The sequence below is a fragment of the Streptomyces sp. NPDC006687 genome (assembly GCF_040636215.1).
GTDB lineage: Bacteria > Actinomycetota > Actinomycetes > Streptomycetales > Streptomycetaceae > Streptomyces.
The window spans coordinates 202869-224342 of the sequence record NZ_JBEYJJ010000007.1 but is presented as its reverse complement, the minus strand read 5'-3'; the positions used below and the strand labels follow the sequence as shown (position 1 = coordinate 224342).

General features: G+C 70.4%; 17 protein-coding genes, 2 tRNA genes and 1 pseudogene. 7 read left to right on the top strand and 13 right to left on the bottom strand.

Annotation, left to right across the window (positions count from 1 at the left end; translation table 11 throughout):
• Nucleotides 1-120: 120 nt before the first annotated feature.
• Complete coding sequence (locus ABZ716_RS11875; RefSeq protein WP_358958353.1) at nucleotides 121-3255, top strand: BTAD domain-containing putative transcriptional regulator; 3135 nt, start codon at nucleotides 121-123, stop codon at nucleotides 3253-3255.
• A 74-nt stretch (nucleotides 3256-3329) separates the two neighbouring features.
• Here ABZ716_RS11875 and ABZ716_RS11870 read toward each other — a convergent pair whose 3' ends face one another.
• From ABZ716_RS11870 to ABZ716_RS11860, 3 genes are all read right to left on the bottom strand, one after another.
• Entirely contained in the window at nucleotides 3330-3485 is a 156-nt protein-coding gene (locus tag ABZ716_RS11870; protein WP_358958351.1) for a hypothetical protein, read from the bottom strand.
• A 158-nt stretch (nucleotides 3486-3643) separates the two neighbouring features.
• Nucleotides 3644-4519 (bottom strand): hypothetical protein, encoded by an 876-nt coding sequence (locus ABZ716_RS11865; RefSeq protein WP_358958348.1) that lies wholly within the window; start codon nucleotides 4517-4519, stop codon nucleotides 3644-3646.
• Nucleotides 4520-4803: 284 nt separating this feature from the next.
• Nucleotides 4804-4876: transfer RNA gene (locus tag ABZ716_RS11860), tRNA-Ala, on the bottom strand.
• A gap of 162 nt (nucleotides 4877-5038) precedes the next feature.
• Here ABZ716_RS11860 and ABZ716_RS11855 point away from each other — a divergent pair.
• On the top strand, nucleotides 5039-5587 hold the full coding sequence (locus tag ABZ716_RS11855; RefSeq protein WP_358809710.1) for a DNA-binding protein: 549 nt from the start codon (nucleotides 5039-5041) through the stop codon (nucleotides 5585-5587).
• 251 nt (nucleotides 5588-5838) lie between these two features.
• Here the strand turns inward: ABZ716_RS11855 and ABZ716_RS11850 are convergent, their stop codons facing one another.
• The 10 genes from ABZ716_RS11850 to dnaA all read right to left on the bottom strand — a co-directional run bounded on the left by ABZ716_RS11850 (nucleotide 5839) and on the right by dnaA (nucleotide 18620).
• A complete protein-coding gene (locus tag ABZ716_RS11850) occupies nucleotides 5839-5973 on the bottom strand; it encodes a DLW-39 family protein (protein ID WP_208809277.1) in 135 nt (44 codons plus the stop codon).
• 145 nt (nucleotides 5974-6118) lie between these two features.
• Nucleotides 6119-6192, bottom strand: a tRNA-Ile gene (locus ABZ716_RS11845).
• 94 nt (nucleotides 6193-6286) lie between these two features.
• Nucleotides 6287-6979 (bottom strand): DUF3566 domain-containing protein, encoded by a 693-nt coding sequence (locus tag ABZ716_RS11840; protein WP_358809711.1) that lies wholly within the window; start codon nucleotides 6977-6979, stop codon nucleotides 6287-6289.
• A 3-nt stretch (nucleotides 6980-6982) separates the two neighbouring features.
• Nucleotides 6983-9595, bottom strand: coding sequence for a DNA gyrase subunit A (gyrA, locus tag ABZ716_RS11835; protein ID WP_351877670.1), 2613 nt, complete (start codon nucleotides 9593-9595; stop codon nucleotides 6983-6985).
• A gap of 42 nt (nucleotides 9596-9637) precedes the next feature.
• A complete protein-coding gene (gene gyrB, locus ABZ716_RS11830) occupies nucleotides 9638-11659 on the bottom strand; it encodes a DNA topoisomerase (ATP-hydrolyzing) subunit B (RefSeq protein WP_358809863.1) in 2022 nt (673 codons plus the stop codon).
• Between the two features lie 354 nt (nucleotides 11660-12013).
• Nucleotides 12014-12541, bottom strand: coding sequence for a DUF721 domain-containing protein (locus ABZ716_RS11825; RefSeq protein WP_351877668.1), 528 nt, complete (start codon nucleotides 12539-12541; stop codon nucleotides 12014-12016).
• Nucleotides 12538-13674, bottom strand: a complete 1137-nt coding sequence (gene recF, locus ABZ716_RS11820) for a DNA replication/repair protein RecF (protein ID WP_358958345.1) — start codon at nucleotides 13672-13674, stop codon at nucleotides 12538-12540. Before recF ends, ABZ716_RS11825 begins: the two co-directional genes overlap by 4 nt.
• Nucleotides 13675-13754: 80 nt before the next feature.
• On the bottom strand, nucleotides 13755-14630 hold the full coding sequence (gnd, locus tag ABZ716_RS11815) for a phosphogluconate dehydrogenase (NAD(+)-dependent, decarboxylating) (RefSeq protein WP_358809713.1): 876 nt from the start codon (nucleotides 14628-14630) through the stop codon (nucleotides 13755-13757).
• A 195-nt stretch (nucleotides 14631-14825) separates the two neighbouring features.
• A complete protein-coding gene (gene dnaN, locus ABZ716_RS11810; RefSeq protein ID WP_351877662.1) occupies nucleotides 14826-15956 on the bottom strand; it encodes a DNA polymerase III subunit beta in 1131 nt (376 codons plus the stop codon).
• Between the two features lie 864 nt (nucleotides 15957-16820).
• A complete protein-coding gene (gene dnaA, locus ABZ716_RS11805) occupies nucleotides 16821-18620 on the bottom strand; it encodes a chromosomal replication initiator protein DnaA (protein WP_358958342.1) in 1800 nt (599 codons plus the stop codon).
• Nucleotides 18621-18980: 360 nt separating this feature from the next.
• On the opposite strand from dnaA, the gene rpmH reads away from it, so the two are divergent.
• The 5 genes and pseudogenes from rpmH (at nucleotide 18981) to ABZ716_RS11780 (ending at nucleotide 21429) form a co-directional block, all read left to right on the top strand.
• Complete coding sequence (gene rpmH, locus ABZ716_RS11800; RefSeq protein ID WP_007265229.1) at nucleotides 18981-19118, top strand: 50S ribosomal protein L34; 138 nt, start codon at nucleotides 18981-18983, stop codon at nucleotides 19116-19118.
• A 21-nt stretch (nucleotides 19119-19139) separates the two neighbouring features.
• Nucleotides 19140-19514 carry a ribonuclease P protein component gene (rnpA, locus tag ABZ716_RS11795; RefSeq protein WP_358809715.1) on the top strand — a complete coding sequence of 125 codons (375 nt, stop codon included), beginning with the start codon at nucleotides 19140-19142 and terminating at the stop codon, nucleotides 19512-19514.
• Nucleotides 19511-19765 (top strand): annotated as a pseudogene (gene yidD, locus ABZ716_RS11790) (membrane protein insertion efficiency factor YidD); the annotation flags it as partial. The gene rnpA and the pseudogene yidD, both read left to right, overlap by 4 nt.
• Nucleotides 19766-19795: 30 nt before the next feature.
• Nucleotides 19796-20902: a membrane protein insertase YidC gene (yidC, locus tag ABZ716_RS11785; RefSeq protein ID WP_351877656.1), complete on the top strand. Its 1107-nt coding sequence runs from the start codon at nucleotides 19796-19798 to the stop codon at nucleotides 20900-20902.
• Nucleotides 20903-20916: 14 nt separating this feature from the next.
• Nucleotides 20917-21429 (top strand): R3H domain-containing nucleic acid-binding protein, encoded by a 513-nt coding sequence (locus tag ABZ716_RS11780; RefSeq protein WP_351877654.1) that lies wholly within the window; start codon nucleotides 20917-20919, stop codon nucleotides 21427-21429.
• The last annotated feature ends 45 nt before the right edge of the window (nucleotides 21430-21474 follow it).

Here is a 21474-nt window from a genome sequence, read left to right as displayed (position 1 = left end):
CCGCATTGCCCTTCCCGTTCCCTTCCCGCAGCCTTACCGCGCCCCGGGGGAACCGCCTATGATCCCGTTGGCAAAGGCCCCTACCTGGGGATTTGTTGGGCTGGGGGGGATCAGCTGTCGATGACCACGACAGAACCGGGCTCCGAGGGCAGACGCGAGGCGGTTCCCCAAGGGAACGCGCTGCGCTTCAACGTGCTCGGATCCCTAGAGAGCTGGGCCGCCGGGGGGCGGCTGAAACTGGGCGGCGCGATCCAGGAGCGCGTCCTGTCCATGCTGTTGCTGGAATCCGGCCGGGTGGTGAACGTCGCCCGGCTGGTCGAGGCCGCATGGGAGCAGGACCCTCCCGCGACGGCCGCGCACCAGGTCCGCAAAGCCGTCGCCGACCTGCGACGACGCATACCCGACGGCAGTGAGGTGATCGTCACCGACGGCCCCGGCTACCGGGCCGCCGTGACCGCCGGGCAGCTCGACCTGCTCGAGTTCGACGCCTCCGTCCAGGCCGCGGGCCAGGCGGCGAAGGACGGCCGGCTGACCACCGCCGCCGAACGCCTGGCCTCCGCCCTGGCCCTGTGGCGGGGTCCGGTCCTGTCCGGCGCCGGCGGGCCCGTGATCGACGGGGTGGCGACCGCGCTGGAGGAGCGCCGGCTGTCCGCCGCCGAACAGTACTTCGGCCTGCGCCTGACCCTCGGGGAGAGCGGCGAGCTGGTGCCGGGGCTGCGTGCGCTGATCGGCGAGCACCCGCTGCGGGAGACGCTGCGCGGCCAGCTGATGCTCGCCCTGTACCGCACGGGACGGCAGGCCGAGGCGCTCCAGGAGTACGGGCGGGTGCGCGAACTGCTCGTGGAGGAGCTCGGCATCGACCCGGGGCCGCAGCTGGCCAGGCTGTACGAGGCGATCCTGCGCGACGGCCCGGAACTGGCCGTCCCCGAGCCGCCGGCGCCCGACCCGGTCCCGGAGCCCGCCGCGGCGCCCGTACCCGTCCCCGTCCCCGCGCAGCCACAGGAGGAGGCACCGCCGGCCCCCGCCACCGAGGCCCCGTGCACCCTCCCCTACGACCTGCCGGACTTCACCGGCCGCGCCGAGGAGCTGAACGAGCTCTTCTCGTTCGTCCAGGCAGGCGTGGAGGGCGGCCCGGGCCAGGAACGGTACTCCCGCATCGTCGCCATCGACGGCATGGGCGGCACGGGCAAGACCTCCCTCGCGGTCCGCGCCGCCCACCGGCTGGCCGCCCGCTACCCGGACGGCCAGCTCCTCATCGACCTGCGCGGATTCACCCCGGGCGAGACCCCGGTGAACCCCGCGAGCGCCCTGGACGGCCTGCTGCGCACCCTCGGCACCCCCGGAGACCGCATCCCCGAGGACCTGGAGGGCCGCACCACCCTGTGGCGGTCCGTACTGGACGGCCGCCGGGTCCTGCTGCTCCTCGACAACGCCGCCGACGCCGCCCAGATCCGGCCCCTGCTCCCGGCCTCGCCGGGCTGCCTGGTGCTGGTCACGAGCCGGGCCCGGCTGATGGACCTCGACGGGGTCGAGTGGGTCTCCGTCGACCTGATGAAGCCCGGGGAGAGCGCCGACCTGATGACGCAGACGCTCGGCGCGGCCCGCGTGGCCGCCGAGCCGGAGGCGGCCGCGGAGCTCGCCGAGCTGTGCGGGCACCTCCCCCTGGCCCTGCGCATCGCCACCGCCCGGCTGCGCAACCGGCCGCGCTGGACGGTCCGTTACCTGGTCGAGCGGCTGCGCGACGAGACCCGCCGGATGGACGAGCTGAGCTCCGGCGAGCGCAGTGTGGCGGCGACGCTGCGGCTGTCCTACCTGGCCATGGACGAGAAGCACCGCACGGCCTTCCGCATCCTGAGCCTGCACCCGGGCGCCGACGTGGACGTCCACACGGCGGCGGCGCTCCTCGGCACGACCGTCCGGGACGCCGACGACACCCTGGAGTTCCTGCTCGACGTCCACCTCGTGCAGCAGCCCGAGATCGGCCTCTACACCTTCCACGACCTGGTGCGCAGCTTCGCCCAGAGCCTGCGCGTCCCGGCGACGGAGGCCGCCGACGCGGCGGCGGTCGAGCGGCTGCTCGGCTACTACCTGACGGCGACGGACACCGCCTGCGAGGTCCTGTTCCCGGGCCGCAAGCACCGCCCCACGGGCATCTCCCCGTACGAGGGCGAACTCCCCCCGCTGGGCCGCGCCGACCTGGCGGGCCGCTGGTTCGACCAGGAACACGACGGCCTCATGGCCGCGGTCACCCTCGCCGACCAGCGCGGCCACGACCGCTACACGGCCTGCCTGAGCCGCAACCTCGCCTTCCACCTGCACGCGCGCGGCCGGTTCGACGAGTTCTGGAGCCTCGGCCGCATCTCCGTCGCCGCCGCCCGCAGGCTCGACGACCCGCACCTGCTGAGCGTCAGTCTGGCCAACCTGGGCGCCGCCTGCTGGAAGCTCGGCCGCTTCGAGGAGGGGCTGGAGGTGGCCGCGGAGGGCCGCGACACCGCCGTACGCCTCGGCGACCGGCACATCGAGGCCCACAGCGAGTCGACCATCGGCCTGCTGCTGTCGACGCTCGGGCAGTACACCGCCGCCTTCCCCCTGATCGAGCGGGCGATCGGCATGGCCGCGGAACTGGGCGCGCGCCGCGAGGAGTCCGAGGGCCTCACCATGCTCAGCACGCTGCACGCGAACTGCGGACGCTTCACGGAGGCGGAGGAGACCGCCCGTCTGGCGCTCGGGATCAGCCGCAGCCTCGGATACCAGGGCGGCGAGGTCACGGCGTTGACGGACCTGGCCTTCGCCCAGGCGGGCCGCGGCGAGTACGGGGAGGCGTCCGCCTCCCTGCGGACCGCTCGCGGTCTGTGCGACTGGGGCGGGGAACGGGCGGACGGCGCCCTGCTGCTCGCGCTGTCCGCGGAGGTCGCGGACCGGCTGGGCGAAGAGGCCGAGGCCGCGGCCTTCTCGGAGCGGGCCCTGGCCCTGGCCCGGGCCAGTGGTGCGCCGATCCGGCTGGTGAAGGTGGAGAACCTCCTCGGACGCCGGCTCGTGCGCCGGGGCGAGTACGAGGCCGCGCGGACCCTGCTGGCCCACGCCCACCGCATCGCGGCCGGGATGCGCCTGCGCCCCGAGGAGGCCGACGCCCTGGTCGGCCTGGCGAGGGTGTCCGAGGCGCTCGGGGAACCGGCGGCCGCCGCGCGGCAGTGGGCCGAGGCCGAGGAGATCTTCGCGTTCATGGGGATCCCCGGACTCTGCCGCGCCCGCTGACCCGCGCACACGGACGTGCCCCGCACCGGATCTCCGGTGCGGGGCACGTCCGTCTCGTGGGTACCGCGCGGACGTCAGTGGAGGGGGGCCGGGGAGGGCGCCGCCGGGCCGCGGTCGTCCGCGAGCACCTGGTGGCCCGCCGGCACGCCCTCGCCGTGCACGGTGACCCCGAGTCCCAGGACCAGAGCCGCCGCGAAGATTCCGGCCAGGCCCGCCAGCTTGCTCTTCATACCCATCCCCCTGATGTGTGCGGTGCGGCTCCGCTGTGCGGCGGGCCGCTTTCGACATCACTGAGACTGGGCCACGGCGATACCGGACCGTTCCCTTTCCGATCCCTGTCCAACTCCTGTGTGCTTCTGGCGAGTTACCACTGTCCGGTATCCACCGGTCAGGCCGGTGCCCCGCTTCCCGCCGGCCGGCGCGCGGGGTTCCCGTACGGCTCCCGCGAGGCCGCGATCCGTGACCCCCGCGAGGTGAGCAGCACCTGCGTGCGCGTGGTCCCGCTCTCGTACCCGGACAGGTCCAGCAGCGCCCGTACGGTCGCCCGCACCCCCGCCCGGTCCTCCTCGGAGAGCGGCTCCGCGTGGCCCTCGGGGGTGATTCCGGCGACCAGGTGCATCCCGTCCACCGAGAAGGTCTCCACGCTGAACCGCGGCCCCGTCAGCAGCTCTTCGACCAGGTGCGGGCCCGGGTAGCGGCCGGCGACGGCCCGCCCGGCCCAGTCGGCGAGGGCCGCGTGGTCCCGTACCGGGGACGTGTGCCACACGCCCGCCGCGTCGGCGGACTTGATCACCACCGGCAGCGGGAACGCCTCCGCCAGGGCCCGCGCCTCGGCGACGGTGGCCGCCTCCTCGGCGCGTACGGCCGAGATCCCACTGGCGTTCAGGACGCGCCGCATGGCCGCCGCGTCCGGCAGGGCGGGCACCGCCGCCTCCTCCCGTCCGTCCGCGAGCTCGCGGGCCACCGCCTCCGCGGCCGCCGAGGCCCCGCCCGTCAGCGCTCCGGGAAGGTAGAGGATGTGCCCGATGCCGTGGTGACGTGCCGTGTCCGTCAGGACGGCCCGCAGCGCGGCCGTCTCCGCGAAGTCCACGCGCAGGATCCGCTCCGGCGGCAGTTCGGCCCGGACCCCCGGCTCCACCTCCAGCCTGTGGTCCAGGGCGGCCCAGACCTCCAGCCCCGCCGCCCGGGCCGCTCGTACGAGCCCCGGCCCGGGCATCACCAGCAGGGCCCTTCTGGCCCGCTGTGCGCTCTGGTTGTCACTCACCGTGTCCCCCTTGTCGGACTCCTCGGGAGATAGTGACGTCCCGCCTTCCCGATCAGATCCCCCCGTGGTCCTGGACGGCCGCCGTCTTTCCCCGGACTGTCCGGATTCGTACCGGCCCCGGACTCCAGCACGTCCAGCACCGCCCCAGACCCCCTCCGGGGATCCTCCAGGTGGCCCCGAGCAGGGCGGGAACGGGGTGGGAACGAGGCCGGGCGAGGGGCGGCGAAGGCGGGGGAAGCAAAAACCCCCTGACCCGCGTTTCCGCAGGTCAGGGGGTGATGAAGTGGAGCCTAGGAGATTCGAACTCCTGACATCTGCCTTGCAAAAGCAGCGCTCTACCAACTGAGCTAAGGCCCCGTACGCCCGGACACGGCCGCGCCCCCGGGAGGGAGCGTCCGTTCCGCAGGACAGAGTACCCGGTGAACCCCCTCATCCCGCAAAATGATAGGGACTCCCGCCCCGCGACCACGCTCCGTAAGATGCTCGCGAGGTTCGCACCAGCGAAGGGGAGTAGTTAGCGTGGACGCAGTACAGCAGGAGGCCACCGCCAGAGCCCGGGAGCTCCAGCGCAGTTGGTACGGGGAGCCGCTCGGCGCCCTCTTCCGCCGGCTCATAGATGACCTCGGCCTGAACCAGGCCCGCCTCGCTGCTGTCCTCGGACTGTCGGCACCGATGCTGTCCCAGCTGATGAGCGGCCAGCGCGCCAAGATCGGCAACCCGGCCGTGGTCCAGCGGGTCCAGGCCCTCCAGGACCTCGCCGGACAGGTGGCGGACGGCAGCGTCAGCGCGGGCGAGGCTTCCGACCGCATGGACGAGATCAAGAACACCCAGGGGGGCTCCGTCCTCAGCAACAGCGCCCAGAGCGCCACGAGTTCCGGCGCGCCCACCGTCAAGCGGGTGGTCCGCGAGATCCAGTCGCTGCTGCGGTCGGTCTCGTCGGCCGGCGACATCATCGACGCGGCGAACGCCCTCGCCCCCAGCCACCCCGAACTGGCGGAGTTCCTGCGGGTGTACGGCGCCGGGCGCACGGCGGAGGCCATCACCCATTACGAGGCCCACCAGAACTGACACGGCCGGGGGGCGGGGGGTACGGGGGACGAGCACGGGGGCGGGGGGTTAGGGGGACAGCACGGGGCGACGGGCCCGGTGGCGCTGTGGGGCCCCTTCGCACACCTCCCGCACCTGGGACACCCGAAACCTCTTCCGGACCGTCACACGGGCGCACAAGCCCCTTGCCGGGCCCACCGGTTACGCCCTCGGAACAGCACGAAGCCCCGGCAGCAGCGGCAGCCGGGGCTTCATGAGATCAAACGTGGGGCTCACACGCCGGAACCGGAAGGCACGGAGTCGGTAGCCTCCGTCCACAGGTCCTGCTCGGCGCGGTCCGCCTGGATCTGGCGGTACACGAGGAGCCCGCCGATGGCGGCCAGTGCGACCAGGAGCAGCTTCTTCACCGCGCGACCTCGTCTTTCGTTGACGTTGGGGACTTCTGGGCGCCAACAATACACACCGACCGATACCGATCGGTTATCTGGGATGCCCCCGACGGCCCAACGACGAAGACCCCCGGGCCCGGGGGCCTGGGGGTCTTCGACACTGTGGGGCTAACAGGATTTGAACCTGTGGCCTCATCCTTATCAGGGATGCGCTCTAACCAACTGAGCTATAGCCCCTCTGCGCTGCGCGCTGACTCCTGAAGATTAGCGCACAGACGCAGTGGAACCCAAATCCGTTCCCCGGGGGCTTTCCCGCAGGTCAGTCAGCGGGTCATTCGTCCTCGGCCAGCGTGAGCTCCACGCCGCCCACGAAGCCCGCCGACAGGTTGTAGATGAACGCGCCCAGCGTCGCCAGGGCGGTCATCAGCACCACGTCGATCACCGCGATGACCGAGGTGAAGATCAGCACGCGGGGCAGCGACAGGAACGACTGGAGGTCGAAGCCGTTGCCCTCGTTGGAACCGGTCGCCTCGCTGATCGTGCCGCCGACCGTCGAGAAGATGCCCATGGCGTCCATGACCATCCACAGCACCACCGACGCCACGACCGTGCAGATGCCCAGCGCGATCGACAGCAGGAAGCTGACCTTCATCACCGACCACGGGTCGGCCTTGGCCACCCGCAGCCGCGCCTTGCGCGTCCGGGGCGTCGTACGGGTCCCCGGACGGGGTCCCCGCTGCGCGCCCGGCCCCTTGGGGGCCGCGTACGCCTGCGGGGGGTGGTAGGGCTGCCCGGCCGCCTCCGCGTCCGCGGCGGGCTTCGGCTTCTGCTGGGACGCCGGCTTCGACTTCGGCTTCGGTTCCGGCTTGGACTCCGGCTTCGCCTGCGGTCCTCGGGTGTCCGTCACGGTTCCCCCCCTGCCCTCGCCCTCGGCGGGTGTCTCCCCGCCCTTGGAGTCCGTGGCGGGGCCACGGGCACCGTTCGCTCCAGTCTTGGCCGGTCCGGCGCCCGTGGCTCCACTCACGACTTACTCCTCGTGCTCCCGATCCGGGGACACCGCGTCCCCGGCGGCCTCGACGGCCGTACCCTCGGCTGCCGCGGCCTCGATCCCTGTCTCGATCTCGTCGACCTCGTCAGCTTCCTGACCCGCCTCGGCGTTACGGGCGATGCCTACCACGGCATCCCGCTTGCCCAGGTTGATCAGCTGGACGCCCATGGTGTCACGGCCCGTCTCCCTGACTTCGCTGACGCGCGTACGGATCACACCGCCGCCGAGCGTGATGGCGAGGATCTCATCCGATTCGTGCACCACCAGCGCGCCGACGAGCGACCCGCGGTCCTCCACGATCTTGGCGGCCTTGATGCCCAGACCGCCACGGCCCTGGACGCGGTACTCGTCCACCGCGGTCCGCTTGGCGTAGCCGCCGTCGGTCGCGGTGAACACGAACGTACCGGGCCGCACCACGCTCATGGACAGCAGCTCGTCACCCTCGCGGAAGCTCATGCCCTTCACACCGGAGGTGGCGCGGCCCATCGGGCGCAGCGCCTCGTCCGTCGCCGTGAAGCGGATGGACTGCGCCTTCTTGCTGATCAGCAGCAGGTCGTCCTCGGCGGACACCAGCTCCGCGCCGATCAGCTCGTCGTCGCTGCCGTCCTCGGTCTCCCGCAGGTTGATGGCGATGACGCCACCCGAACGGGGCGAGTCGTAGTCCTTGAGCGCCGTCTTCTTCACCAGGCCGCCCTTGGTGGCCAGGATCAGGTAGGGCGCGGCCTCGTAGTCGCGGATCGCGAGGATCTGGGCGATCTTCTCGTCCGGCTGGAAGGCCAGCAGGTTCGCCACGTGCTGCCCGCGCGCGTCACGGCCGGCGTCCGGGAGCTCGTACGCCTTGGACCGGTAGACGCGGCCCTTGTTGGTGAAGAACAGCAGCCAGTGGTGCGTGGTGGAGACGAAGAAGTGGTCGACCAGGTCGTCCTGCTTGAGCTTCGTGCCGCGCACGCCCTTGCCGCCGCGCTTCTGCGAGCGGTAGTCCTCGGTCTTGGTGCGCTTGACGTAGCCGCCGTGCGTGATGGTGACGACGATGTCCTCTTCGGCGATCAGGTCCTCCATGGACATGTCGCCGTCGAAGGGCACCAGCTTGGAGCGGCGGTCGTCGCCGTACTTCTCGACGAGGGCGGCCAGCTCCTCGCTGACGATCGAACGCTGCTTCTGCGGCGAGGCCAGGATCGCGTTGTACTCGTCGATCTTCGCCTGGAGCTCGTCGTGCTCGGCGACGATCTTCTGGCGCTCCAGGGCCGCCAGGCGGCGCAGCTGCATCTCCAGGATGGCGTTCGCCTGGATCTCGTCGATCTCCAGCAGGCCCATCAGGCCCTCGCGCGCGATCTCGACGGTGTTGCTGCGCCGGATGAGGGCGATGACCTCGTCGATGGCGTCCAGGGCCTTGAGCAGGCCGCGCAGGATGTGCGCCCGCTCCTCCGCCTTGCGCAGGCGGAAGCGCGTACGGCGGACGATGACCTCGATCTGGTGCTGCACCCAGTGACGGATGAACGCGTCGATCGACAGGGTGCGCGGCACGCCGTCCACCAGCGCCAGCATGTTCGCGCCGAAGTTCGTCTGGAGGTCGGTGTGCTTGTAGAGGTTGTTCAGCACGACCTTGGCGACGGCGTCGCGCTTGAGCACGATCACCAGGCGCTGGCCCGTACGGGACGAGGTCTCGTCGCGGACGTCGGCGATACCGCCGATCTTGCCGTCCTTGACCAGGTCGGCAATCTTCTGCGCCAGGTTGTCCGGGTTGGTCTGGTACGGCAGCTCCGTGACCACCAGGCACTGGCGGTTCTGGATCTCCTCGACCTCGACCACCGCGCGCATCGTGATGGAGCCGCGCCCGGTCCGGTACGCCTCCTCGATGCCCTTGCGGCCCACGACCAGCGCGCCCGACGGGAAGTCGGGGCCCTTGATGCGCTCCAGCAGCGCGTCGAGGAGCTCCTCGTGCGTGGCCTCGGGGTGCTCCAGCGCCCACTGGGCGCCGGCCGCGACCTCGCGCAGGTTGTGCGGCGGGATGTTGGTGGCCATGCCGACCGCGATACCGGCGCTGCCGTTCACCAGCAGGTTCGGGAAGCGCGCCGGCAGGACCGTCGGCTCCTGGTTGCGGCCGTCGTAGTTGTCCGTGAAGTCGACGGTCTCCTCGTCGATGTCCCGGAGCATCTCCATGGCCAGCGGCATGAGCTTGCACTCGGTGTACCGCATGGCGGCCGCCGGGTCGTTGCCCGGGGAGCCGAAGTTGCCGTTGGAGTCCACCAGCGGCATCCGCATCGACCACGGCTGGGCCAGGCGGACCAGGGCGTCGTAGATCGAGGAGTCGCCGTGCGGGTGGTAGGTGCCCATGACGTCGCCGACGACGCGGGCGCACTTGTAGAAGCCCTTCTCGGGCCGGTAGCCGCCGTCGTACATCGCGTACAGCACGCGGCGGTGGACGGGCTTGAGGCCGTCCCGCACGTCGGGCAGCGCACGCGAGACGATGACGGACATCGCGTAGTCGAGGTAGGAGCGCTGCATCTCCGTCTCGAGCCCGACGGGCTCGATGCGCAGCACGGGCTGCTCCTCCGCGGGATTCTCTGCGGTGGGGGTGGTTTCGTCGGCCATTGCTGGTCAGAAGTCCTTTCAGGCGGTCAGCGACAGGCCGACTCAGATGTCGAGGAAGCGGACGTCCTTGGCGTTGCGCTGGATGAAGGAGCGCCGCGCCTCGACGTCCTCACCCATCAGCACCGAGAACAGGTCGTCGGCCTGCGCCGCGTCGTCCAGCGTGACCTGGCCGAGCACGCGGTGGTCGACGTCCATGGTGGTGACGCGCAGCTCCTCGGCGTTCATCTCGCCCAGACCCTTGAAGCGCTGGATCGAGTCCTCGCGGATCCGCTTGCCGTTCTGCTTGCCGAGCTCGACCAGGGCGTCGCGCTCGCGGTCCGAGTACGCGTACTCGAAGTCGTCGCGACCCCACTTGATCTTGTAGAGCGGCGGACGGGAGAGGTAGACGTGCCCGGCCTCGACCAGCGGACGCATGAAGCGGAAGAGGAAGGTCAGCAGCAGGGTGTTGATGTGCTGGCCGTCGACGTCGGCGTCCGCCATCAGGATGATCTTGTGATAGCGGAGCTTCTCGATGTCGAAGTCCTCGTGCACACCGGTGCCGAAGGCGCTGATCAGCGCCTGGACCTCGGTGTTCTGGAGGATCTTGTCGATGCGGGCCTTCTCGACGTTCAGGATCTTGCCGCGGATGGGCAGGATGGCCTGGTACATCGGGTTGCGGCCGGACTTCGCGGAGCCGCCGGCGGAGTCACCCTCGACGATGAAGATCTCGCACTTGGTGGGGTCGTTCGACTGGCAGTCCGACAGCTTGCCGGGCAGCGAGGCGCTCTCCAGCAGGCCCTTGCGGCGGGTGAGGTCGCGGGCCTTGCGGGCCGCGACACGGGCCGTGGCCGCCTGGATCGACTTGCGGACGATGTCCGCCGCCTCGACCGGGTTGCGGTCGAACCAGTCGTTGAGGTGCTCGTGGACCACCTTCTGCACGAAGGTCTTGGCCTCCGTGTTGCCCAGCTTGGTCTTCGTCTGGCCCTCGAACTGGGGCTCGCCCAGCTTGACCGAGATGATCGCCGTCAGACCCTCGCGGATGTCCTCGCCGGCGAGGTTGTCGTCCTTCTCGCGGAGCAGCTTCTTGTCGCGCGCGTAGCGGTTGACCAGGCCGGTCAGCGCCGCGCGGAAGCCCTCTTCGTGGGTGCCGCCCTCGTGCGTGTGGATCGTGTTCGCGAAGGAGTACACGCCCTCGGTGTACTGCGAGTTCCACTGCATCGCGATCTCGACCGAGAGCATGCGCTCCTTGTCCTCGGCCTCGACGTCGATGACGGTCGGGTGGATGAGCTCGCCCTTGCGGGAGTTGAGGTACTTCACGAAGTCGACGATGCCGCCCTCGTAGTAGTACTTCACCGTGCGCGCCTGCGGCTCGGCCGCCTCGGCGTCGGGGTCGTCGGCGCCCACCGTGGCCTTCGCCGACTCGCGCTCGTCGGTCAGCGTCAGGGTCAGGCCCTTGTTGAGGAAGGCCATCTCCTGGAAGCGCCGCGAGAGCGTCTCGAAGGAGTACTCGGTGGTCTCGAAGATGTCGCCGTCGGCCCAGAACGTCACCGACGTACCGGTCTCGGCGGTCTCCTCGTTCCTGGCCAGCGGGGCCGTGGGCACGCCCAGCTTGTAGTCCTGGGTCCAACGGTAGCCGTCCGTCTTCACCTCGACCGCGACCTTGGTCGACAGGGCGTTCACGACGGACACGCCGACGCCGTGCAGACCGCCGGAGACGGCGTAGCCGCCGCCGCCGAACTTGCCGCCCGCGTGCAGGACGGTCAGGACGACCTCGACGGCCGGCTTGCCCTCGGACGGCACGATGCCGACCGGGATGCCGCGGCCGTTGTCCACCACGCGCACCCCGCCGTCGGCGAGGATCGTCACGTCGATGGTGTCCGCGTGGCCGGCCAGCGCCTCGTCGACCGAGTTGTCGACGACCTCGTAGACGAGGTGGTGCAGACCACGCTCACCCGTCGAGCCGATGTACATACCCGGCCGCTTGCGGACCGCGTCCAGGCCCTCCAGGACCTGGATCGCACTGGCGTCGTAATTCTTCTCGTTGGAGTCGCCGGAATCGGCCACGAAGCGCCCTTTCTGGCACAGCGCAGCCCGTACTCCGGACCAGCATGTGCGCCGGCGGGAGCGGCCGCGTCGATCTGCGTTGTCTGCGTGATCCCGCGGTCGAGGCGGGATTGCTTCCAGTCTACCGGTACCACTGACATGAGTGGGGGTTTGCCGGTGCCTGAGTCCGCATGTGCCGCCCTGAACCTCCACTCTCCGACTCCCCATATCCGGGGAGGGGCTCAAAGAGGCTCACGCGGGCGTCCAGCGCTTCGGGCTGTCAACCCGTGGCTACCGTGAGGGACACCGCATTCCACGCGTCCGTCCGGGGGACGGCCGGGCTCCGGACCGTCGGCCGGAATCCGTCCCCGGCGGCCTCCGGAGGCCGCGCCGGGGCTAGCCCCAGGTGTCCCCGGGACCGCCGCTGCCGGGCGCGCGCAGGGGTCCGTACCGCTTCGGCCGGCCGCCCGGGCCCTGGACCTTGATCAGCCGGACCGTCCCCTGTCCGAGCTCCGCGTTGAGCCGGGCCACCAGCTGCGGGGCCAGCAGCTTCAGCTGGGCCGCCCAGGCCGAGGAGTCGCAGCGGACCAGCAGCTCGCGGTCCTCGTAGCGTTCCGGTTCGCAGTGCGCGGCGATCTCCGGGCCGACGATCTCCGGCCAGCGCTCCATCACTCCGGCCACCGCGATCGGCATCTCCCAGCCGTGCTCGGTGCGCAGCCGGTCCAGCGCCGCCATCAGCGGCATCGGGTCCCGGCCGTCGGCTCGCGCCCCGGAACGCAGCCCGGGCTGCTGCCGGCCGCGCTTCCCGCCCGCCGCGTGGCCCCGGGCGCGGGCCTGCTCCCGGGCGGCGGCCAGCGCCTGCCGGGCCAGGTCCACGCCGGAGGGCTCGGGGGCCTTCCGCTTCTGCTGCTCGCCGTCGTTCACAGCCGGGTCACCTCGCCGCCGGACACCGCGAAGCGCGTCCCCGTCAGCACGCCGGGTACGTCGTCCTCCACCGCCGCCGTGACGAGGACCTGCTCGCCCGGGGCCACCAGCTCCGCGAGCCGCTCGCGGCGGCGGGCGTCCAGTTCCGCGAAGACGTCGTCCAGGACCAGCACCGGCTCGTTCCCCTCCGCGCGCAGCAGCTCGTACGAGGCCAGCCGCAGCGCCAGCGCGTACGACCAGGACTCGCCGTGGCTGGCGTACCCCTTCGCGGGGAGCTCGCCCAGGCGCAGAAGGACGTCGTCGCGGTGCGGGCCGACCAGGGTGACCCCGCGCTCGATCTCCTGTTTGCGGACCTCGGACAGGGCCGCGAGGAGGACCTCGTAGAGCGCCTCGCGGGTGCGGGCCCCGCCGCCGTCGACGCTCTCTCCGGCGGAGCAGCGGTAGGCGAGGGCGAGGGGGCCGCCGCCGGGCGCGAGCTGCTCGTACGCCTTGTCGGCCAGCGGCAGCAGGGTCGCGATCAGGTCCAGCCGGTGGGCGAGCAGCTCGGCGCCCGCGCGGGCCAGGTGCTGGTCCCACACGTCGAGGGTGGACAGGTCCATGGCCCGGCCGCCGTGCCGACGGGCCATCGCCGTCGACTTCAGCAGGGTGTTGCGCTGCTTGAGCACCCGCTCGTAGTCGGAACGGACGGCCGCCATGCGCGGGGAGCGGGCGGTGACCAGCTCGTCCAGGAACCGGCGGCGCTCGCCCGGGTCGCCCTTGACCAGGGCCAGGTCCTCGGGGGCGAACAGCACGGTCCGTACGATCCCCAGCACGTCCCTCGGTCTGACCTGCGAGGACCTGTTGATCCGGGCCCGGTTGGCGCGGCCCGGGTTGAGCTCCAGCTCGACCAGCTGCTGGCGCTCCCCCTGGGTCACGGCGGCCCGGATGACGGCCCGGTCGGCGCCCAGGCGCACGAGGGGGGCGTCGGAGGAGACGCGGTGGCTGCCGAGGGTGGCCAGGTAGCCGACGGCCTCGACCAGGTTGGTCTTGCCCTGGCCGTTGGGGCCCACGAAAGCCGTGACGCCCGGGGCGAGGGGTACCTCGGCCCGGGCGTACGAGCGGAAGTCGGCCAACGAGAGATGCGAGACGTGCATACGGCGCCGACCTCCCCCGGCTTCCTGCTGCTGTGCTCTGTGGTGCTGGTGGTGCGGTGATGCCCGCCGCTGGGGCGGGGTTACTTCTTCTCGACCGCGTGGCCGCCGAACTGGTTGCGCAGCGCGGCGATCATCTTCATCTGCGGGGAGTCGTCCTGGCGGGACGCGAAGCGGGCGAACAGCGAGGCGGTGATCGCCGGGAGCGGCACCGCGTTGTCGATCGCCGCCTCGACGGTCCAGCGGCCCTCGCCGGAGTCCTGGGCGAAGCCCCTGAGCTGCTCCAGGTGCTCGTCCTCGTCCAGCGCGTTGACGGCGAGGTCGAGCAGCCAGGAACGGATGACCGTGCCCTGCTGCCAGGACCGGAACACCTCGCGGACGTCGGTGACCGAGTCCACCTTCTCCAGCAGCTCCCAGCCCTCGGCGTACGCCTGCATCATGGCGTACTCGATGCCGTTGTGGACCATCTTCGCGAAGTGGCCGGCGCCGACCTTGCCCGCGTGCACGGAGCCGAAGTCACCCTCGGGCTTGAGGGCGTCGAAGATCGGCTGGACCACGGCGACGTTCTTCTCGTCGCCGCCGTACATCAGCGCGTAGCCGTTCTCCAGGCCCCAGACGCCGCCGGAGACGCCGCAGTCCACGAAGCCGATGCCCTTGGCCTCCAGCTCCGCGGCGTGCTTCTCGTCGTCCGTCCAGCGGGAGTTGCCGCCGTCCACGACGATGTCGCCGGGCGAGAGCAGCTCTCCCAGCTCGTCCACGGTGGACTGCGTCGCGGCGCCGGCCGGGACCATGACCCACACCACGCGGGGGGCCTGGAGGCTGTCCACAAGCTCCCGGAGGCTGTGGACGTCGGCGAGGTCCGGGTTGCGGTCGTATCCGATGACGGTGTGGCCTGCGCGGCGGATGCGCTCGCGCATGTTGCCGCCCATCTTGCCGAGACCGACGAGACCGAGCTCCATCAGGTGCGTTCCTCAATCGTTGGGGCCGTCTGTGTCGGGGGCGCCCCGGGGGCCGGTGGTTTCCGGCCGGTTTGCGCTGGGTCGCCCGCCGGGTCCGAGCCTACGCCGGGCCGTGGCGCGGGGCCGCTCCGGACGGCGCCGGGCCCGGCCCGCGCAGTCGCGGGACCGGGCCCGGTGTCCGCGTACCGGACCGGGTCAGCCGGAGAGGCGGACCGGCATGATCAGGTACTTGTACGCCTCGTCCGCCTCGGCGTCGACCGCGGGACGGCCGCTGAGCAGCGCGGGCTTCGTCGAGGTGGTGAAGCTGAGCTGGGCGGCCGGCGAGTCGATCGCGCTCAGGCCGTCGAGCAGGAACGTCGGGTTGAAGGCGATCGAGATGTCGTCGCCCTCCAGCGTCGCGTCGACGCGCTCCACAGCCTGTGCATCGTCGCTGGAGCCGGCCTCCAGGATGAGCACGCCCTGCTCGAAGCTGAGGCGGACGGGGGTGTTGCGCTCGGCGACCAGGGCCACGCGCTTGACGGCCTCGACGAACGGGGCGGTCTCGATCACGGCGACCGAGTTGAACTCCGTCGGGAAGAGCGTGCGGTACTTCGGCAGGTCGCCTTCGAGAAGGCGGGTGGTGGTGCGGCGGCCCGCGCCCTCGAAGCCGATGAGGCCCTCGCCCTGGCCGGAGCTGGAGAGCGCCAGGGTGACGGTGTCACCGCTGGTCAGGGACTTGGCGGTGTCCAGGAGGGTCTTGGCGGGCACCAGGGCCACGGCCGAGGCGTCCGGGTTCTCCGGCTTCCACAGGAACTCGCGGACCGCGAAGCGGTAGCGGTCGGTGGAGGCCAGGGTGACGCGGTCGCCCTCAATCTCGATGCGGACGCCGGTCAGCACGGGCAGCGTGTCGTCGCGGCCGGCGGCGATGGCCACCTGGGCTGCGGCGGAGGCGAAGACCTCACCGGGGACGGTGCCGGTGGCGGTGGGCATCTGGGGCAGCGCCGGGTACTCCTCCACAGGCAGGGTGTGGAGGGTGAACCGCGAGGAGCCGCAGACCACGGTCGCCCGTACACCGTCTGTGGAAATCTCCACCGGGCGGTTGGGGAGGGCGCGGCAGATGTCGGCGAGGAGCCGGCCGGAGACCAGGACGGTGCCCTCCTCCTCCACGTCCGCCTCGACGGAGACGCGGGCCGAGACCTCGTAGTCGAAGCCGGAGAGGGACAGGGAGCCGTCGTCCGCCTTCAGCAGCAGGCCCGCGAGCACGGGCACCGGCGGCCGGGCCGGGAGGCTGCGTGCGGCCCAGGCCACCGCCTCCGCGAGTACGTCGCGCTCCACCCGGATCTTCACCGGAACCGCCTCCTGCTGTTGCTCGCTCGTCTGCCGGCCTTCGTCGTCGGTCGTCGATGCCTCGACCGATGCCGGTCACCAGTCTGACGTACGGCGCCGACAGTCGTTGCGGCTGGCGGTCAAGTCGGGAGCGGGGCGGCGGGACGGCTGTCCGACGAGTTGTGCACAGGACCTGCTTGAAAACCGAATCCGCGCTAACTGTCTATGGGGGTAGTAGTAGGGCCTGTGGAAACGGTGGAAAACCTCGTTTTTGCAGGTCAGACCCAGTTTTTTATCCCCACACCCTGTGGGTGACACCGGTGGACAACACGGTGTCTCTGTGGAGAACAGAAAGTTCTGCACAGGCCGTCCCCAGGGGACCCCCACTACTCCACAGGTGTGTCCCCAGTTTTCCCCCGGAAGTCCACAGCCCAAACGTCGACATCCGTGTGACCGCTTTCACTCTTGGCGGTGACGGGAGGGGGCTGGTTGCCGAACAGTGGACAGCGGTGTGGAGAACCCTGGGGAACCTGTGCACAGGATGCGCCAACCTGTGAGTCAGCGGTGGACAGAGGAGTGGATGGGGCTGTGGATGAAAATTCTGTCCACAGCCTGTGGACAAGGCTTGCGCACAAATCCACAGCCGTTTGAGCTGGGCTGATGGTGGCTCACCCGGTACCCCTGTGGACAGATTGTGGGTGACGATCGCCCTCCCCAGGCTGTGGACGGAAGAAAGTTGGGGAATCTGTGGACAACTGCCGCTCCCGGGGGCGTATTCGAACAGAGCAAGGGCGCACGAACGACGAAGGGCGCCCCCGGTTCGAGCCGGGAGCGCCCTGTGAGAGGTCCGCAGGAGGCCCCTGACACGCCGTCCGGGGCCCGTCCTCAGGCGTTCTTGATGCGGTTGGTGAGCTCCGTGACCTGGTTGTAGATGGAGCGCCGTTCCGCCATCAGGGCGCGGATCTTGCGGTCCGCGTGCATGACGGTGGTGTGGTCGCGGCCGCCGAACTGGGCCCCGATCTTCGGCAGGGAGAGGTCGGTGAGCTCCCGGCACAGGTACATGGCGATCTGCCGCGCCGTCACCAGCACCCGGCTGCGCGAGGATCCGCACAGGTCGTCCACGGTCAGCCCGAAGTAGTCCGCGGTGGCCGCCATGATGTCGGCGGCGGTGATCTCGGGCGCGCTGTCCTCGCCGCCCGGGATCAGGTTCTTGAGGACGTCCTCGGTCAGCCCCAGGTCCACCGGCTGCCGGTTGAGGCTCGCGAACGCCGTCACCCGGATCAGCGCCCCCTCCAGCTCGCGGATGTTGCGCGAGATGCGGGAGGCGATGAACTCCAGTACCTCCGGCGGGGCGTTGAGCTGCTCCTGGACCGCCTTCTTGCGCAGGATCGCGATGCGCGTCTCCAGCTCGGGCGGCTGGACGTCGGTGATCAGGCCCCACTCGAAGCGGTTGCGGAGCCGGTCCTCCAGGGTGACGAGCTGCTTGGGCGGCCGGTCGGAGGACAGCACGATCTGCTTGTTGGCGTTGTGCAGGGTGTTGAAGGTGTGGAAGAACTCCTCCTGCGTCGACTCCTTGCTCGCGAGGAACTGGATGTCGTCGACGAGGAGGATGTCCATCTCGCGGTAGCGCTTGCGGAACGCGTCGCCCTTGCCGTCGCGGATGGAGTTGATGAACTCGTTGGTGAACTCCTCCGAGCTCACGTACCGCACCCGGGTGCCGGGGTAGAGGCTCCGCGCGTAGTGCCCGATGGCGTGCAGCAGGTGCGTCTTGCCGAGCCCCGACTCCCCGTAGATGAAGAGCGGGTTGTACGCCTTGGCCGGCGCCTCGGCCACGGCCACCGCGGCGGCGTGCGCGAAGCGGTTGGAGGCGCCGATGACGAAGGTGTCGAAGAGGTACTTGGGGTTCAGCCGGGCGGTCGGCTCCAGCGGGCCCGAGGTCGAACCGCCGGAAGGCGCCGACGGCGGCGGCGCGGGCGTGGGCCGGGCGGGGCGGGAGGAGGGCTGCTCGTAGGCGGGCTGCTCGTACTTCTGGGAGTCGTACTTCTGCTGCTCGTAGGAGGACGGCTCGTACTTCTGCTGCTCGTAGCCGCCCTGCTCGTAGCCGCCGGGCTCCGGCTGCTGGAGGTAGCCGGGCTGCGGGGAGGCGTACGGGTCGCGCTCGGGGAAGCGCTGCTGCTGCCAGCCGTAGTCGTCCTGCCCGCCGCGGGGCCATGCGCCGGGCTCCGGGCGCGGCTGCTGGTAGTCCGGGTAGGCGGGGCGGGCGGTGGGCAGCTGCTCCTGCTCGCCGGCGCCGGGGCGCGGGCCGCCGTACTGCTCGTAGGAGTCACGGGGATCACGGGAGTCGCGGGGGTCACGCGAGTCACGCGAGTCGCGCGGGGAGGGAGCGGGCGGGGCGGGGGGCGCGGGCTCGCCGGCGGAGTCGTCCACCGTGATGGCGATCCGGATCGGGCGGCCGCATTCGCGGCTGAGGGCGTCGCTGATCAGCGGGGCGAGACGGCCCTCCAGGACCCGCTTGCCCCATTCGTTGGGGACGGCGAGCAGGGCGGTGTCGGCGACCAGGGCCAGCGGCTGGCAGCGCTCGACCCACTGCTTGTCCTTCGGCTCGATCCCCTGCTGGCCCTCCCCGAGCAGCTTTTCGAGCACGCGTGGCCACACTGCGGCAAGATCGGCAGGTACGTCAGCCACAGAGCACGCTCTCTCACAGGTCCCTCGTCCCACGAATGTGTGGTTCTTTGGGACGGTCGGGACAAAAAATCAGGGATCAGACAACGGTAGTCAGGCTGGTGGCTGCGGTTCAAGTCGTTGTCCACAGCCTGTGCACAGTGTGGGGCAAGGGCGCTCGGTTTGACCGGATGGCGTAGCCCCGCGTACCGTAGCGAGGTCGAGTTGTCGATGGCTGCTGCCGCCTGCCTACCGATGGGCGAAGGTCACTACTAGTGATCATTTAGCGGTGTCCACTCGGGCGAACACGCGAGTTTCCTCGTGGGCGCACGGTGACAGCCAGGCGATGTACCGCCACAACGATTCATTCTCTGGAGCCCCCGAGTGAGCAAGCGCACCTTCCAGCCGAACAACCGCCGTCGTGCCAAGACCCACGGCTTCCGTCTGCGTATGCGTACCCGCGCCGGCCGCGCCATCCTGGCGAACCGCCGCAGCAAGGGCCGCTCCGCCCTCTCCGCGTAACCACGCGCAGGTCGTGACGTCGTGCTGTCTCCCGAAAATCGGCTGAGGCGGCGCGAGGACTTCGCGAGCGCGGTACGACGGGGTCGCCGGGCAGGTCGCCCGTCCCTCGTCGTCCACCTACGTACCAGCGGTGCCACGGACCCGCACGAGCCGGGGGAGACTCATCCCTCGCCGCGTGCGGGTTTCGTCGTCAGCAAGGCCGTCGGCGTCGCGGTCGTCCGGAACCGGGTGAAGCGCCGTCTGCGCCATCTCATGCGGGATCGGCTGGGCCGGCTGCCCGACGGTAGCCTGGTGGTGGTGCGGGCCCTGCCCGGAGCGGGTGACGCCGGTGTCGACGAGCTGGCCCGCGACCTGGACGCCGCCCTCGGGCGGCTGCTGGGAGGCGTGCCTCGATGAAGTACCCGCTGCTCGCTTTGATCAAGCTGTACCAGTGGACGATCAGTCCGCTGCTCGGGCCGGTGTGCCGCTATTACCCGTCGTGTTCGCGCTACGGGTTCACGGCCATCGACCGGCATGGTGCGGTGAAGGGGACGGCTCTGACCGCCTGGCGGATCCTGCGGTGCAACCCGTGGTCCCCCGGCGGCGTGGACCACGTCCCACCCCGTAAACGCCCGCGTTGGCACGAGCAGCTGCGCAGTGCGTTGCGTAGATCTCGCAATGCTCAAGGAGCCTGATTAGTGGACACGATTGCCAGTCTGTTCAGCTTTATCACCACACCCGTGTCGTGGGTCATCGTCCAGTTCCACTCGCTGTACGGCGCGATCTTCGGCCCGGACAGCGGATGGGCCTGGGGCCTGTCCATCGTGTCCCTGGTGGTGTTGATCCGTATCTGCCTGATCCCGCTCTTCGTGAAGCAGATCAAGGCGACGCGTGGCATGCAGGCGCTCCAGCCGAAGATGAAGGCGATCCAGGAGCGCTACAAGAACGACAAGCAGCGTCAGTCCGAAGAGATGATGAAGCTGTACAAGGAGACGGGTACCAACCCGCTCTCCTCGTGCCTTCCCATCCTGGCGCAGTCCCCGTTCTTCTTCGCGCTGTACCACGTGCTCTCGGCCATCGCCAACGGCCAGACCATCGGCGTCATCAACCAGTCGCTGCTGGAGAGCGCGCGTCAGGCGCACATCTTCGGTGCTCCGCTGGCGGCGAAGTTCACGGACAGCTCGGAGAAGGTCGCGGCGCTCGGCGCCTCCCTGACCGATGTCCGCATCGTGACCGCGGTCATGATCGTCATGATGTCGCTGTCGCAGTTCTACACCCAGCGCCAGCTGATGCAGAAGAACGTCGACCTCTCGGTCAAGACGCCGTTCATGCAGCAGCAGAAGATGCTGATGTACATCTTCCCGCTGATCTTCGCCTTCATGGGCATCAACTTCCCCGTCGGTGTCCTCGTCTACTGGCTGACCACCAACGTGTGGACCATGGGCCAGCAGATGTACGTGATCAACCAGAACCCGACCCCGGGCAGCAAGGCGCAGGACCAGTACCTGACCCGTCTCCTGAAGCACGTCTCCACGCACGGGACCGTCAAGGGCCGGGGCAAGAAGAAGATCGTCGCCGCCATCGTGGCCAAGGGCCCGGACCGCAACGACAACGAGCGCAAGTTCATCACCGCGCTGTCGAAGCAGGGCATGGCGGCACAGGCGGACGGCTCCGTGATCAGGAGCTCCGAGGCCACCGCGGACGCCGACGCGGCGAGCGGCGGTCTCGCGACGAAGCGGCAGCAGCCCAAGCGGCAGCCGAAGTCGAAGCGCCAGACGCCCCCCAGCAAGCCCTCCAAGAAGTAGAAGGAGTCCCTCCCGTGACGGAAGGCACCACCACCGCCGCCGCTGAGAGTGGCGACACCCTCACCCGCCTCGAGCAGGAGGGCGAGATCGCGGCCGACTACCTTGAGGGGCTGCTGGACATCGCCGACCTGGACGGCGACATCGACATGGACGTCGAGGCCGACCGTGCCTCGGTGTCGATCGTCAGCGACTCGGGCAGCCGCGACCTGCAGAAGCTCGTGGGCCGCGACGGTGAGGTCCTGGAGGCCCTTCAGGAACTGACCCGCCTCGCGGTGCACCGGGAGACCGGGGACCGCAGCCGGCTGATGCTGGACATCGCGGGCTTCCGGGCGAAGAAGCGCGAGGAGCTCGCCGCCCTGGGTGCCCAGGCCGCGGCGGACGTGAAGGCATCGGGCGAGCCGCTGAAGCTGGCTCCGATGACCCCGTTCGAGCGCAAGGTCGTCCACGACGCGGTGGCGGCGGCCGGCCTCAAGAGCGAGTCCGAGGGCGAGGAGCCGCAGCGCTTCGTCGTTGTGCTTCCGGCCTGACCTGGAAAGTTGTGCGTCGGCCCCGCCTGTGTCGCAGGCGGGGCC